Origin of the sequence: Phenylobacterium deserti, assembly GCF_003254705.1 — a bacterium.
Lineage (GTDB): Bacteria > Pseudomonadota > Alphaproteobacteria > Caulobacterales > Caulobacteraceae > Phenylobacterium > Phenylobacterium deserti.
This window is the reverse complement of sequence record NZ_QFYR01000001.1, coordinates 1326038-1339167: the sequence shown is the minus strand read 5'-3', so window position 1 is coordinate 1339167 and position 13130 is coordinate 1326038. Positions and strand designations below refer to the sequence as shown.

Sequence of the window (13130 nt, the reverse complement as noted above, 5' to 3'; positions counted from 1 at the left end):
GGGGCGAGACTAGCTGCGGGGCTTGGGTCCGCGCGAGCGGGACGGGCCGGCAGGCTTGCCAGCGGGCTTTCCCGCCGGTTTGGCGGCCACCCGGCCAGTGGGCTTCTTGGGCTTGGCCCAGCCGGCTTTGTATTCCTTCTTCGGCTTGGCGAAGCCGGCGTCCGCGGCCGCGGGGCCGCGCGGGCGCTTGTCGCCGCCGGCTTGCGCCGCTCGGGCTGGCGACTTCCCACCGAGGCGCGTCGGCCGCTGCGGCCCGCGTCGGCCGGCCGGGGTCTCGCCCTCGCCCGCACGTCCCCGCTTGAAGGTGAGATCCGTGCCGTGACGCGGCGCTTCCGGCTCGGCCTGAGCGCGGCGCGAGGCGCCTGGCTTGCTCTGCGCCTTGAACAGCGGCCTGTCGCCCGTGGGCATGTTCTCGGGCGCGATGAACTCGGCCAGCTGCTCGCGGATCACGCGGGGCCCCACCTCCTCCAGCTCGCCATGCCCGAGGGTGCCCAGGGCGAACGGGCCGTAGGACAGTCGGATCAGCCGGTTCACCTTCAGGCCGACTGACTCAAGCACGCGGCGCACTTCCCGGTTCTTGCCCTCGGCGAGGGTGACGGTGATCCAAACGTTGGAGCCCTGCGGCCCCTCCTTGGCCTTGTCGAGCTTGGCGTCGATCGAACCGTAGCGCACCCCTTCGACCGTGACGCCGTCTTTCAGCTTGTCGAGTCGCTCCTGGGTGATCCGCCCGTGAGCGCGGGCTCGGTAACGACGCTGGACGCCTGCATTGGGCAGTTCCAAGGCCCGGGCGAGCTCGCCATCGTTGGTCAACAGCAGCAGGCCTTCGGTGTTGAGGTCGAGACGGCCAACCGAAATCAGCCGCGGCAATCCCTCGGGCAGGGCGGCGAACACCGTCGGCCGACCTTGCGGATCCTTGTGGGTCGTGACCAGGCCGACCGGCTTGTTGTAGCGGAACAGGCGCGTGGGCTCGGCCTCGTTCACCACCAGGCCGTCAACGGTGAGGATGTCGTTCGGCTCGACCTTGACGGCGGGCGTCGTCAGCACCTTGCCGTTCAGGGCGACGCGCCCCTCGGCGATCATCTTCTCGACGTCGCGACGCGAACCGACACCGGCTCTCGCCAGAGCCTTGGCGACGCGGTCGCCGCCCTCTGCGTCGTTGCTGCGGGCTTGACCGGAACGGGGGTCTCGGGGCTGGTGCGGATCGTGGACCATGATCGCCGCACCATGCGCATCGCGCTCGAAGCCGCGCAAGCCGCCGCCGCGAATGGCGAGACGCCAGTCGGGGCCGTGATTGTCGATCCCGCGACCGGCGAGGTCATCGCGGTGGGCGCGAACCAGCCGATCTCAAGCCACGATCCCACGGCGCACGCCGAGATCGTGGCGCTGCGCCAGGCCGCCGAGAAGCTCGGCAACTACCGGCTGACTGGCCTCACGCTTGTGGTAACGCTGGAGCCCTGCGCCATGTGCGCCGGCGCCATCAGCCATGCTCGCATCGGTCGGGTGGTGTTCGGCGCGGAGGACCCGAAAGGCGGCGCCGTTCTTCACGGTCCTCGCTTCTTCGAGCAGCCGACCTGCCACTGGCGACCGTCTATCGAGGGCGGGCTCATGGCTGAGGAAAGCGCCGATCTGCTCCGCGGCTTCTTCCGAGCCCGACGCGCGGCGCGTTAGGCGAAATCCGCCAAACGCGCGTCCAGCCGATCGCGCACTTGCGGCCACTCGTGTTCCAGAACCGAGAACACCACCGTGTCGCGCGGGCGACCCGTCCAGACGATGCGGTCGCGCCGCAGAATGCCTTCCTGGACCGCACCGAGCTTCAGCACCGCCGAACGGGAGCGCGCGTTCAGGGCGTCCACGTGGAGGTACACCCGCGCCATGCCGCCGTCGAAAGCGTGGCCGAACAGCAGCCGCTTGGCCGCCGGGTTGACTGCGCCGCCGCGCGCTTCCGGGCGGTAGTAGGTGCCGCCAATCTCCAGGGCGCCGTTCGCCTCGTCCACGCGCAGAAGCGAAGTGGTGCCTACGCAAGCCTCATCCTTGATGACCGCATAGGACAGCGCTGGCCCGGCAAGCGCGCCTGCGATGAGCTTGTCGAAGTTCTCGTCAAACGCGGTGTCCAGCATGGAGAAGCTGTAGAGCTGCAGCCACAGGTCGCGATCGGCGGCGCAGGCTTCGCGCAACGGCTCGCGATGCGCTTCGACCAGCGGCTCCAGCCGCACGAAGCGGTTCTCCAGCGTCCGATGCTCAAGTTTCATCGCGATCACCCAAAAAATTCCGCAGGCAGGGGTTGCACCATCCCGCACCGCACATATCTGCCAGGCCAGCGTGCCCATCCTGGGCGTTTCCTCCCTATGACTTCCGCCGGACCTTCGGGTCCGGCTTTTTTTTGGCCTGTGGGAAGCGACGCGCCAGGAAGCTTGGCCATAACGCAAGACCGCTGGACCGTGCAGCGCCAGTTCCTAGCGGCTGGCCTTCTTGTCCAGCCACAGCAGAGGCCAGAGCCGCCGCTTGCCCTCACGTCAGCCGCGTGCGATCACTATTCAAACGGACGTTTGAACAAGCCGGACACGCGCCATGGATTTCGACTACTCGCCTCGCCAGAAAGAGCTGATCGGCCGTGTCACCTCTTTCATGAAGGATCACGTCTATCCTGCCGTTCCGACTTACCAGGAGCAGCACGAAACCGGCGAGCGCTGGAAGGTCATACCGGTTCTTGAAGAGCTGAAGGCCAAGGCCAAGGCGGCGGGCCTTTGGAACATGTTCATGCCGCCCTCCTCCGGCCATCCGCCGGTAGACGACACCTTCCAGTTTGAAGGCGTGCAACTGACGAACCTGGAATACGCGCCCATCGCCGAGATCATGGGCCGGGTGTCCTTCGCCAGCGAGGCGTTCAACTGCTCGGCGCCCGACACCGGCAACATGGAGGTGCTGAACCGCTACGGCACGCTGGAGCAGAAGGAGCGCTGGTTGCGCCCGCTCATGAACGGCGAAATCCGTTCGGCATTCCTGATGACTGAGCCGGCGGTGGCCTCCTCTGACGCCACCAACATCGAGACGCGCATCGAGCGTGACGGAGACCACTACGTCATCAACGGCCGCAAGTGGTGGAGCTCGGGCGTGGGCGATCCGCGCTGCAAGGTCGCCATTGTGATGGGCAAGACCGATCCCGACGCGTCGGCCCACCAGCAGCAGAGCATGGTGCTCGTGCCGATGGACGCGCCCGGGGTGAAGATCATCCGCATGCTGCCCGTGTTCGGCTACGACGACGCCCCTCACGGCCACGCCGAGGTGGTGCTGGAGAACGTCCGCGTGCCGGTGGAAGAGGGCCTGCTGCTGGGCGAAGGCCGCGGCTTCGAGATTGCTCAGGGACGCCTTGGTCCGGGGCGGATCCACCACTGCATGCGCACCATCGGCGCAGCGGAAGTCGCCCTGGAGAAGATGTGCAAGCGGCTGATGAGCCGAAAGGCGTTCGGCAAGTACGTGGCCGAGCATTCGGTTTGGGAGGAGCGTGTCGCCCGCGCTCGCATCGACCTGGAAATGACGCGCCTGCTCTGCCTGAAGGCCGCCGACATGATGGACAAGGCCGGCAACAAGGTCGCCCGGCTGGAGATCGCCATGATCAAGGTCCAGGCCCCGCAGATGGCGCTGAAGATCATTGACGACGCGATCCAGGCCCACGGCGGCGGCGGCGTCTCGGAAGACTTCGGTCTCGCCCGCGCCTACGCGAGCTTGCGCACCCTGCGTCTCGCCGACGGTCCGGACGAAGTGCACAACCGTACGATCGCCCGCATGGAAATGGCCAAGTACGGCGACTTGGCCTCCAAAATCCGGGCGGAGCGTGACGCTCAGCGCATTCCGGCGGGCTCGCGCTGAGCCCCGGTTAGGCCGGATTGTGGCAGACAGCCTCGATGTTGTGGCCGTACGGATCGAGCACGAAGGCGGCGTAGTAGTTCGGGTGGTAGTCGGGCCGAAGGCCTGGCGCGCCGTTGTCCCGACCGCCCGCCGCCAGCGCCGCGGCATGGAAGGCGTCAACGCTCGCTCGATCCTTGGCTGCGAAGGCGATGTGCATCGGGCTCGTGGGCTCTCCGGAAGTGATCCAGAAGAAGGGCTTGGCGTCCCCGAACCCTGCGGACGTCGCCCAGCCCAGCAGGCAGCTCCAGCCCAGCGGCTCGAGTGCGTGCTCGTAGAACTCCGATGAGCGCTCGAAATCCCGCACCTTGATCCCGATGTGGTCGAGCATCAGGCCACCCGGCGCTCGGGTCGCGCGAGCCGGCTCTCCGTCTCGCCGATGTAGTCGCGGGTCAGCGGCACGGCGTCGATCCGCTTGGCGAGCTGCAGCTGGAAGACCATGTGATCGCGATAGCGGAACGCCAGTTCGCTGATGCAGAGATAGAACTCCCACATTCGGCAGAACCGCTCGTCGTAAAGGGCGGCGATCTCCTGCCGCTGCGCCATGAAGCGCTCCCGCCAGCAGCGCAGGGTGTCGGCGTAGTGCAGACGCAGGATCTCCACGTCCGTGACGATCAATCCCGCACGCTCCACCGCCGGCAGGACTTCTGACAGGGCCGGGATGTAGCCGCCTGGGAAGATGTACTTGGCGATCCACGGCTGGGTGAAGTTCGGTCCCTCCGAGCGCCCAATGGAATGGATCACAGCCACCCCGTCGTCGGTCAGCAGCCGCGCCACCTGGTCGAAGTAGGCCTGGAAGTTGGGCCGGCCGACGTGCTCGAACATGCCCACAGAAACAATGCGATCGTAAGGGCCTTCGACGTCTCGATAGTCAGTCAGGGAAAAGCGCGCCCGCTGCGCCATGCCCGCGGCCTCCGCTCGAGCTTGCGCCGTGGCCAGCTGCTCGGTGGACAAGGTGATCCCGTCAACCTCCGCTCCCGCTTCCTCGGCAAGGGTGAGCCCGAGACCGCCCCACCCGCAACCGATGTCCAGCACCCGATGGCCCGGTCCCACCAGCAGCTTGGCCAGCAGGTGCCGCTTCTTGGCCACCTGCGCCTCCTCCAACGCGGCGTCCGGTCGGGGAAAGTACGCGCAGGAATACTGCAGGTCGGGATCCAGGAAGCGGCGGTAGAACTCCACCGACAGGTCATAGTGATGGGCCACGTTGCGCCGGGCGGTCGCGCGTGCGTTGGCCTGAAGCCGCCAGTCGAGCACCTGCCGAGCAAGCCAACTTGCCCGCTTCGGCGGCCGGTGGACAAAGTTGCGTCCGACCAGCTCGGCGAAGTCCCAGATCCCGCCTTGCTCGAGCACGAGCCCGCCATCCATGTAGGCCTCGCCGAGGGCCAGCCCAGGATTAGAGGCGATCCTGGTGAGCCAGGCCGGCGATGTGATGGAAACCGAAATCGGCGGGCCAGAGCCGTCGCCGAACTCCAGCAAGGTCCCGCCGGGAAGGCGAACCTTCAGCTGTCCCGTCCGAATAGCCTTACGCAAGTACGCTTGCAGAGCCATGGCGCATCCCTGGGTTTCGAGGGACCGAACAGCGCCACCCTAACGGAAGTGTGCGGTGAAGCCTACCAGCGTAGAGCCCCGCGCCTCACGCAAGGCTGACGGGGCTCGTAGTCTGTCGGCTCAGGCGTGAGGGGCAGCTTCTCCGGCGGCGTCCGGCTTACCGCCACCATATCCAAGCTCCTCCGCCAGTCGGCGGACCAGCTCACGAGACGCAAGCATCAGCGATTGCTCCACCTCTCGGGAGGATTCCGTGACTGCGATAGTCTCTCCCCGATGCAGCACCGCTTGGATCGTGCAGCTCTTCGGCCCGGGCGAGCCCTGGCCAGTAGCGTCCGCGAGGTAGATCTGCACCTCCGACAGGTCACGATCGAACCGCGCTATAGCGCGTCGCACTCGTTGTTCAGCCTCGCCAGCCACCCCGGCGCCGCCCGGGTGATCCGCATCCAGGGTGACACGAACAGGTGTGCCGTGGCCCGCGTCCGGCGCATCGGGGGAGCCCGCTTCATCAGGCGCTCCGCCACGGAAGCTTCTGGGTTCCCCCACGTCTTCCGCCGCAGCCACCTGCGCCTCGCGATCGTGCCGTGAACGGTTCTGCCGCCAATCCTTGCTGCTCGTTGGGCTTGGCGTGTCCGTGGCGTGCGACTTGGAACTGCGCATTGCGTCCACGTGGCTGTGCTTCTCATCCCGCTCACCGCCGCCGGTGGACACCTGGCTCACGCGCGGGTTGGTGCTCGCAGCGCCCTCAGGCTGAGCTGGGGCCGGCGTGGGCATGGGTTTGGTTCGATCTTCATGGCTTGCGCCAGGTCCGCCCCAGCGGGTTGTGTTGGGGTGCTTGTCGGGCATCGCATCTTCTCCTGAAGGTCGCCCGCGCGAGGCGCAGGGCTTCGACGCTTCAATCGGCGCGCACCCCCATGTGTTGCGTTCGCCGCCGCCATTCCTCCAAATGGAACGGGGCGCCTCGATGGGCGCCCCGCTTGAGCTTAGAGATCCTGCAGGATCTCAGAACTCCTGCCAGTCATCCTCGGCTTGCGCCGCCGCTGCGTGCGGAGACATCGCCAAGGCCGTCGCGCCCGCGATGCGCGGCGCGCTCGCCGGCCGGGCGGGCGCAGCCCGGCGCGGCTCGAGGGTGCGAGGAGCCAGGTCGCTGCGGCCGATCTTGAAGCGCTCGACGAGCTTGGCGAGCTCGTGGGTCTCCTGAGCCAGCACCTTGCTGGCGGCCGTGGCCTGCTCGACCATGGCTGCGTTCTGCTGGGTCACCTGGTCCATCTGGTTCACGGCGGTGTTCACCTCGGCCAGAGCCGTGGCTTCCTCGCGCGCCGAAGCGGCGATCTCGCCCACGAGCGTGGAGATGGTGTTCACGTGCGCCGAGATGCGCTGAAGGGCGTCGCCCGTTTCACCCACCAGCGAAACACCTTGACTGACGTGGCTGCTGGACGAGTAGATCAGCGCCTTGATCTCCTTGGCGGCGTCGGCGGAGCGCTGAGCAAGCGCACGCACTTCCGAAGCGACAACCGCGAAGCCGCGTCCGGCTTCACCTGCCCGGGCCGCCTCTACGCCGGCGTTGAGGGCGAGCAGGTTGGTCTGGAAGGCGATCTCGTCGATCACCCCAATGATCTGGCTGATCTGGTTCGAGGACTGTTCGATCTCGCCCATAGCGGACACGGCGCGACGGACGATCTCGCCGGAAGACTCCGCGTCCTGCTTGGCCAGAACCACCGCTTCTTGGCTCTGCGACGCCCCTTCGGCCGTTGTGCGCACCGTCGCCGTGACCTGGTCGAGCGCCGCAGCGGTCTCTTCCAGGGTGGCGGCCTGCTGCTCAGTCCGGCGCGACAGATCCTCGGCGCCGCTGGAGATTTCGCCCGTGCCGGTGCGGATCGAGCCGGTGGAGGCGGCGATCGCCTGCATGGCTTCTTCGAGCTTGCCCAGCGCCAGATTGAAGTCGTCGCGCAGCTTCTCGTACTCGCCTGGGAAGGACTGCGTCAGGCGGAAGGTCAGGTCGCCGGCGGCCAGCTGGTCCAGTCCCCGAGCCAGGGAGCTGACCACAAGCTGCTGCTCTTCCGCGCGGGCGCGGGCCGCGGCCTCGGCTTCGCGACGGCTCTCCTCCGTGGCGCTGCGGTTGGCCTCCTGCTCGCGACGCATCTCCTCGAGGCGCATCTGATTGTCGCGGAACACCTTCAGCGACTCCACGATGGCGCCCAGCTCGTCCTTGCGGGTGAGGGCCTCCACAGGCACGTCCGTTTCGCCGCGAGCCAGGCGCTCCGTAGCGCGAGCCAGGGTGCTGACACCCCTGCGGATGTTCAGGACGAAGAAGGCCGACAGGGCCGCGACAAGCGCCAGAGTGACGCCTGCGGCCACCATGGTGGTGAGCTGGGCGGCGTTCGCCTTGGCCTGAGTCGCGTCAGCCTGGGCGGCGGTTTGCTTTTGCGCGCTGGCCACGATCTCCCGCAGCGTGCCGGTCATGGTTTCATACTGCGCTTCGAAGGGTGCGGCGAAGCCGGCGGCGGTCGCGAAGTCGGTGCTGATCATGGCCGCGATCACGTCCAACGCGTCCCTGGTGTCCTTCAGGTCCTTGATGAGCTTGTCGAACTTCGGCCGTTGGTCGGCCGGAGCGGCGTTGCGCGCGACCCGGACGTCCGCCTGAATGTTGTCGATCTCCGCCAGCATCTGCTGGGTTTCGGCTTCAATGGTTTCCGGGCTGATCTGTGCGGCCTGATGCGTCAGCAGAACATAGAGCTCGCCGTGAACGGCGTTGATCCGCTCCGAGATCTTCTGCATCCGCAGACTGTTCGGCATGTCCACGCGGACCACACGCTGAAGTTCAGCAGACTGGCTGCGCTGCATGAACACCATGGTTCCCGCCATGAGGGCCAGCATGATCAAGGCGAAGGCCGGAGCCACGCCGATCTTCAGCACCAGCGGCAGGTCATCAAGTCGTGCGCGTTTCAACGAAACCCCCTTTGCACAGGCGAAGCGCTCGCGTTCGGGGTGATAGATGGGCTTAGATCGCTAATTATTTATAATCGATACCATTCAGGCGCGGCACGTTAAGCACGGCATGGTGCACCGCAAGAACTCATGGCTCCCACGCTGTTAACCTTTATTATCCAACGCACTTTTTACGGGAACTGCTTTTTAACAGACCGGGATCATCTTCCGCTCATTCCGCTTCCACAAAGGGGTTATGGGGTAGATGAAGAAAATCATCTCTTTCGCTGGCGCTGCTGCGCTGAGCACGCTGCTGGTTGGTTCGGCTTCGGCCGGCTCGTTCGAACAGAGCATGGACAAGTGCCTGAGCTCGAACGCGAACAAGAAGGACGCCGCGACGGTCATGCTGTCGTGCACGGCGAACGCCGGTAAGCTGTCGGACTGCAAGGTCGTTTCGGACAGCCTCCCGGGCAAGGGCTTCGACAAGGCCGCCATCTGCGTCGCCGCGGTGCTGCCGATCGGCGCCAAGACGGGCGAGCTGAAGATCCCGATGCGCTTCCCCGGTGGCGGCTGATAAGCCGCCCCACATCGCGACGAGATTCGAAAAGGCGCTCTCCGCAAGGAGGGCGCCTTCTTCGTTTTCGGCGCCGTCTTGACTCCGCAGCGCCTCTTTCACATATCCCAGCCGTCGTTAGCACTCGCGGGCTGGGACTGCTAACAGCCGCTCATTCCCGCAGTGTCACACCATCCAACCGTCTCGAACGGAGAGAAGAGAATCATGGCGTTTCGTCCCCTGGGAGATCGCGTCCTCGTCAAGCGCGTCGAGGAAGAAGCTAAGACCAAGGGCGGGATCATCATCCCCGACACCGCGAAGGAAAAGCCGCAGGAAGGCGAAGTGATCGCCGTCGGCCCCGGCGCTCGCGACGACAACGGCAAGGTCACGGCCCTCGACGTCAGCGTCGGCGACCGCATCCTGTTCGGCAAGTGGTCCGGCACCGAGGTCAAGCTCGACGGTGAAGACCTGCTGATCATGAAGGAAAGCGACATCCTGGGCGTGCTCGCCTAACCGTCGCCCTCAAGACATCCGATTAGAGAAGGACAGCAACCATGGCTGCCAAAGACGTCTATTTCGCTTCCGACGCGCGCGACCGCATGCTGCGCGGCGTCAACATCCTCGCCAACGCCGTGAAGGTGACCCTGGGCCCGAAGGGCCGCAACGTGGTCATCGAGAAGTCCTTCGGCGCTCCGCGCTCGACCAAGGACGGCGTGTCCGTGGCCAAGGAAATCGAACTGACTGACAAGTTCGAGAACCTCGGCGCCCAGCTGATCCGTGAAGTCGCCTCCAAGACCAACGACAAGGCCGGCGACGGCACCACCACCGCCACCGTGCTGGCGCAAGCCATCGTCGTGGAAGGCCTGAAGTCGGTCGCGGCCGGCATGAACCCGATGGACCTGAAGCGCGGCGTCGACAAGGCGGTCGCCAAGGTCATCGAAGAGATCAAGTCGAACGCCAAGAAGGTCTCGGCCAACAGCGAGATCGCCCAGGTCGGCACCATCTCCGCCAACGGCGACACCGAAGTCGGTGAAATGATCGCCCGCGCCATGGAGCGCGTTGGCAACGAAGGCGTGATCACCGTCGAAGAAGCCAAGACCGCCGAGACCGAACTCGACGTCGTCGAAGGCATGCAGTTCGATCGCGGCTACCTGTCGCCGTACTTCATCACCAACGCCGAGAAGATGGAAGCCGACCTCGAAGAGCCGCTGATCCTGCTCTTCGAAAAGAAGCTCTCCTCGCTGCAGCCCCTGCTGCCGGTGCTGGAAGCGGTGGTCCAGTCGGGCCGTCCGCTGCTGATCATCGCTGAAGACGTCGAAGGCGAAGCCCTGGCGACCCTCGTCGTCAACAAGCTGCGCGGCGGCCTGCGCGTCGCGGCGGTCAAGGCTCCGGGCTTCGGCGATCGCCGCAAGGCCATGCTGGAAGACATCGCCATCCTGACCGGCGGCCAGCTGATCAGCGAAGACCTGGGCATCAAGCTCGAGAGCGTCACGCTCGACATGCTTGGCCGCGCCAAGAAGGTCACGATCACCAAGGAAGACACCACGATCGTTGACGGCGCTGGCGACAAGACCGGCATCGAAGGCCGCGTTTCCCAGATCAAGAAGCAGATCGAAGACACCACCTCCGACTACGACCGTGAGAAGCTGCAAGAGCGTCTCGCGAAGCTGGCCGGCGGCGTGGCGGTGATCCGCGTCGGCGGCGCCACCGAAGTCGAAGTGAAGGAAAAGAAGGACCGCGTCGACGACGCCCTGAACGCGACCCGCGCGGCCGTGGAAGAAGGCATCGTCCCCGGCGGCGGCGTCGCCCTGCTGAAGGCCTCCAAGGTCCTCGACGGCTTCAAGGGTGACAACGACGACCAGGAAGCGGGCGTCGCCATCGTGCGTCGCGCGCTGCAGGCTCCGATCCGTCAGATCTCGGAGAACGCCGGCGTCGAAGGCTCCATCGTGGTCGGCAAGATCCTCGAGAACGCCTCCCCGACCTTCGGCTTCAACGCCCAGACGGAAGAGTACGTCGACCTCGTGCAGGCCGGCGTCATCGACCCGGCCAAGGTCGTCCGCACGGCTCTGCAGGACGCGGCTTCGGTCGCCGGCCTGCTGATCACCACGGAAGCGGCCATCGTCGAAGCGCCGAAGAAGAACGCCCCCGCGGGCGGCCCCGGCGGCATGCCGGGCGGCATGGGCGACATGGACTTCTAAGTCCACGTCATCCGACGACAGAATGGGGGCGGAGCCGCAAGGCTTCGCCCTTTTTCTTTGGTTGCCACATTCATGGCTCGGTCGCGCCGGAACCTAGTTCGAAGGAGGTGCGGGTATGCTCCAAGCCGCGTTAGGATTTGCTCTGGCAGCCGCGCTTACTGCGGCTCAACTCACGCCGCGTGAGCGAGCCGCCATCGCGCCCGTGCTTGAGGCGGCCGAGAGGGCGAGGGCTGAAGAGGCCGCATCGCCGCCGCCGAAGACATCAATTGAAAAGATCATCCGGCTCGGCAAGCTTGATCAGGCGCCGCGCCTCGCTCTGAGCAAAGTCAACTTCAACGGCCTATCGCCCGAGGAACACACACGAGCGCGCAAGGTCATGGGCGCGGTGATCGATGAGATCGATCAAGCCAATCAGCAGCTCCTGCTGCCGCTCATCCCACAGGGAGGCTGGATCACGCGCGCAGAGTACGGCGAAAACGCCTCTCGAGCGGCGTTCCACATCATCCAACATTCAAACCTGGAGCTCTGGCGCCGATTCTTGCCGATCCTTGAGCCGCTCGTCGCTTCGGGTGAGATCAGGGGGCAAGACTACGCCTTGATGTACGACCGCCTTGCGATGAACGAGGGCCGCCCGCAGCGCTTCGGCTCTCAATTCCGCTGCATCAACGGCAAGAACCAGCTGCATCCATTGGAGGACGCGGCCCGCGTGGACCAATTGCGTCGCAGCATGGGGATGGGGCCGCTTGCCGAGTACGTTCGAGCGTTCGAGTCGATGAACTTTCCCTGCTGATCGTCAACATGTGACCGAAAGCCTGGCTAATCACCGCTTCTGGTCGGAGAGCACCAGCCCGCCGATCCAGCTCGACACGCCAGTGACGATGGCGGCTCCGATCCCGGCGAACAGCCCGTTCACGTGGAAGCCGGAGAGCAGCACGGCCACCAGGCCGATCATGGCTGCGTTCACCACCAGCAGGAACAGCCCCAAGGTCACCAGGGTGATCGGCAGGGTGAGGACGAACACCACCGGCCGAACGAAGGCGTTGACGACGCCCAGCAGAATCGCCGCCAGCATCAGCGAGCCCGTGTCGCTGAAACCGACACCGGGAACGATCAGGCTGGCCACCCACAAACCGAGAGCGGCGAAAATGGCGCGGACGATGAACTTGGCGAGCATGGCCGCCCTCCCCTAAAGCTTCAGTTCGGCATTTCCATCGCGACACCGGACCGGCCGCTTTTCAGCCAAAGGTTAAAGCCAAGGTCGCGTCAGTTCGAATACGGGAGCATGACATGCGGCGCACCCTTTTGTTCGCGGGCGCGATCCTGGCCTTGGCGACGACCGCCTCGGCCCAGCCGGCGGGGCCGCGCGGGGGCGACGACGGCTTCTTCATCAGCCCCGCAGGCGAGGTGTTTCGTGGGTCTGAGGGGCTCGCCGCCTGGTTCACCGGCGCCGACGCCGACAAGGACGGCGCCCTGACCTTGGCCGAGTTCCGGGCCGACGCGCTGCGCTTCTTTAAGATCGTCGATGCTGACGGCGACGGTCGGATCGCAGGTTCGGAAACGCTGCGCTACGAGACGGAGCTTGCGCCGGAAATCACCCAACTCGGCATGATGGGCGCTGGGCGGCCCGGCGCCGGGGACGTGCGCCAACGTCGCGGCTCTGATCCCCAGCCACGCCGCAAACCTGAGCAGCACTTGGTTGGACGGTTCGCCTTGCTGAACACGCCGCAGCCTGTGCGCGCGGCGGACGAGGACTTCAACGGACAAGTCACCCAGGAGGAGTGGTCGCGGGCAGCCCGGCGCAGGTTTGAGATGATCGACAAGGCGAAAGCCGGCAAGCTCACCTTGGAAGGCCTGCAACCCGCACGCGGCAAGCGCTGAGCCAAGTTCAAGTAGTTGCGTTATGCAGTTTACCTTGATGCGTCAGCTGTTTCTTGATGTCATCAGATAAGAGCAACACTACCTTGAGTGAGCAAAATACAGCTCAGGGTCAAAAAGTGCGCTCA

At 65.7% G+C, this 13130-nt stretch carries 14 protein-coding genes; 7 read left to right on the top strand and 7 right to left on the bottom strand.

What is annotated here, in order from left to right; all coding sequences use genetic code 11:
* Positions 1 to 9: 9 nt before the first annotated feature.
* Positions 10 to 1212: a pseudouridine synthase gene (locus DJ018_RS06700; protein WP_111514712.1), complete on the bottom strand. Its 1203-nt coding sequence runs from the start codon at positions 1210 to 1212 to the stop codon at positions 10 to 12.
* A gap of 12 nt (positions 1213 to 1224) precedes the next feature.
* On the opposite strand from DJ018_RS06700, the gene tadA reads away from it, so the two are divergent.
* Positions 1225 to 1668: a tRNA adenosine(34) deaminase TadA gene (gene tadA, locus DJ018_RS06695; RefSeq protein ID WP_111514061.1), complete on the top strand. Its 444-nt coding sequence runs from the start codon at positions 1225 to 1227 to the stop codon at positions 1666 to 1668.
* Here the strand turns inward: tadA and DJ018_RS06690 are convergent.
* Positions 1665 to 2249 (bottom strand): GNAT family N-acetyltransferase, encoded by a 585-nt coding sequence (locus DJ018_RS06690; RefSeq protein ID WP_111514711.1) that lies wholly within the window; start codon positions 2247 to 2249, stop codon positions 1665 to 1667. The two genes, tadA and DJ018_RS06690, sit on opposite strands and share 4 nt — an antisense overlap.
* Before the next feature lie 319 nt (positions 2250 to 2568).
* On the opposite strand from DJ018_RS06690, the gene DJ018_RS06685 reads away from it, so the two are divergent.
* Positions 2569 to 3867 (top strand): acyl-CoA dehydrogenase family protein, encoded by a 1299-nt coding sequence (locus DJ018_RS06685; protein ID WP_111514060.1) that lies wholly within the window; start codon positions 2569 to 2571, stop codon positions 3865 to 3867.
* A 7-nt stretch (positions 3868 to 3874) separates the two neighbouring features.
* On the opposite strand, the gene DJ018_RS06680 is transcribed toward DJ018_RS06685, so the two are convergent.
* The 4 genes from DJ018_RS06680 to DJ018_RS06665 form a co-directional block, all read right to left on the bottom strand.
* Positions 3875 to 4234: a VOC family protein gene (locus DJ018_RS06680; protein WP_111514059.1), complete on the bottom strand. Its 360-nt coding sequence runs from the start codon at positions 4232 to 4234 to the stop codon at positions 3875 to 3877.
* Entirely contained in the window at positions 4234 to 5451 is a 1218-nt protein-coding gene (locus DJ018_RS06675; RefSeq protein ID WP_111514058.1) for an SAM-dependent methyltransferase, read from the bottom strand. Before DJ018_RS06675 ends, DJ018_RS06680 begins: the two co-directional genes overlap by 1 nt.
* A gap of 120 nt (positions 5452 to 5571) precedes the next feature.
* A complete protein-coding gene (locus DJ018_RS06670; RefSeq protein WP_111514057.1) occupies positions 5572 to 6294 on the bottom strand; it encodes a hypothetical protein in 723 nt (240 codons plus the stop codon).
* A 156-nt stretch (positions 6295 to 6450) separates the two neighbouring features.
* On the bottom strand, positions 6451 to 8397 hold the full coding sequence (locus DJ018_RS06665) for a methyl-accepting chemotaxis protein (RefSeq protein ID WP_111514056.1): 1947 nt from the start codon (positions 8395 to 8397) through the stop codon (positions 6451 to 6453).
* Positions 8398 to 8641: 244 nt separating this feature from the next.
* Here DJ018_RS06665 and DJ018_RS06660 point away from each other — a divergent pair, with 244 nt between their 5' ends.
* The 4 genes from DJ018_RS06660 (at position 8642) to DJ018_RS06645 (ending at position 11917) form a co-directional block, all read left to right on the top strand.
* A complete protein-coding gene (locus DJ018_RS06660; RefSeq protein WP_111514055.1) occupies positions 8642 to 8950 on the top strand; it encodes a hypothetical protein in 309 nt (102 codons plus the stop codon).
* A gap of 204 nt (positions 8951 to 9154) precedes the next feature.
* Positions 9155 to 9442, top strand: coding sequence for a co-chaperone GroES (gene groES / locus DJ018_RS06655; RefSeq protein ID WP_111514054.1), 288 nt, complete (start codon positions 9155 to 9157; stop codon positions 9440 to 9442).
* Between the two features lie 41 nt (positions 9443 to 9483).
* Positions 9484 to 11127, top strand: coding sequence for a chaperonin GroEL (groL, locus tag DJ018_RS06650; RefSeq protein WP_111514053.1), 1644 nt, complete (start codon positions 9484 to 9486; stop codon positions 11125 to 11127).
* Between the two features lie 115 nt (positions 11128 to 11242).
* Positions 11243 to 11917, top strand: a complete 675-nt coding sequence (locus DJ018_RS06645) for a DUF6624 domain-containing protein (protein WP_111514052.1) — start codon at positions 11243 to 11245, stop codon at positions 11915 to 11917.
* A 30-nt stretch (positions 11918 to 11947) separates the two neighbouring features.
* Here DJ018_RS06645 and DJ018_RS06640 read toward each other — a convergent pair whose 3' ends face one another.
* Positions 11948 to 12301: a phage holin family protein gene (locus DJ018_RS06640; protein WP_111514051.1), complete on the bottom strand. Its 354-nt coding sequence runs from the start codon at positions 12299 to 12301 to the stop codon at positions 11948 to 11950.
* A gap of 113 nt (positions 12302 to 12414) precedes the next feature.
* Between DJ018_RS06640 and DJ018_RS06635 the strand changes: the two genes are divergently transcribed.
* The gene (locus DJ018_RS06635; protein WP_111514050.1) at positions 12415 to 13005 is read left to right on the top strand and encodes an EF-hand domain-containing protein; all 591 of its coding nucleotides are present in this window, start codon (positions 12415 to 12417) and stop codon (positions 13003 to 13005) included.
* The last annotated feature ends 125 nt before the right edge of the window (positions 13006 to 13130 follow it).

Bases quoted from the DNA above. Each gene is read 5' to 3' on its own strand.
- DJ018_RS06700 (WP_111514712.1), bottom strand. From the start codon at position 1,212: ATGGTCCACGATCCGCACCAGCCCCGAGACCCCCGTTCCGGTCAAGCC.
- tadA (WP_111514061.1), top strand. From the start codon at position 1,225: ATGCGCATCGCGCTCGAAGCCGCGCAAGCCGCCGCCGCGAATGGCGAG.
- DJ018_RS06690 (WP_111514711.1), bottom strand. From the start codon at position 2,249: ATGAAACTTGAGCATCGGACGCTGGAGAACCGCTTCGTGCGGCTGGAG.
- DJ018_RS06685 (WP_111514060.1), top strand. From the start codon at position 2,569: ATGGATTTCGACTACTCGCCTCGCCAGAAAGAGCTGATCGGCCGTGTC.
- DJ018_RS06680 (WP_111514059.1), bottom strand. From the start codon at position 4,234: ATGCTCGACCACATCGGGATCAAGGTGCGGGATTTCGAGCGCTCATCG.
- DJ018_RS06675 (WP_111514058.1), bottom strand. From the start codon at position 5,451: ATGGCTCTGCAAGCGTACTTGCGTAAGGCTATTCGGACGGGACAGCTG.
- DJ018_RS06670 (WP_111514057.1), bottom strand. From the start codon at position 6,294: ATGCCCGACAAGCACCCCAACACAACCCGCTGGGGCGGACCTGGCGCA.
- DJ018_RS06660 (WP_111514055.1), top strand. From the start codon at position 8,642: ATGAAGAAAATCATCTCTTTCGCTGGCGCTGCTGCGCTGAGCACGCTG.
- groES (WP_111514054.1), top strand. From the start codon at position 9,155: ATGGCGTTTCGTCCCCTGGGAGATCGCGTCCTCGTCAAGCGCGTCGAG.
- groL (WP_111514053.1), top strand. From the start codon at position 9,484: ATGGCTGCCAAAGACGTCTATTTCGCTTCCGACGCGCGCGACCGCATG.
- DJ018_RS06645 (WP_111514052.1), top strand. From the start codon at position 11,243: ATGCTCCAAGCCGCGTTAGGATTTGCTCTGGCAGCCGCGCTTACTGCG.
- DJ018_RS06640 (WP_111514051.1), bottom strand. From the start codon at position 12,301: ATGCTCGCCAAGTTCATCGTCCGCGCCATTTTCGCCGCTCTCGGTTTG.
- DJ018_RS06635 (WP_111514050.1), top strand. From the start codon at position 12,415: ATGCGGCGCACCCTTTTGTTCGCGGGCGCGATCCTGGCCTTGGCGACG.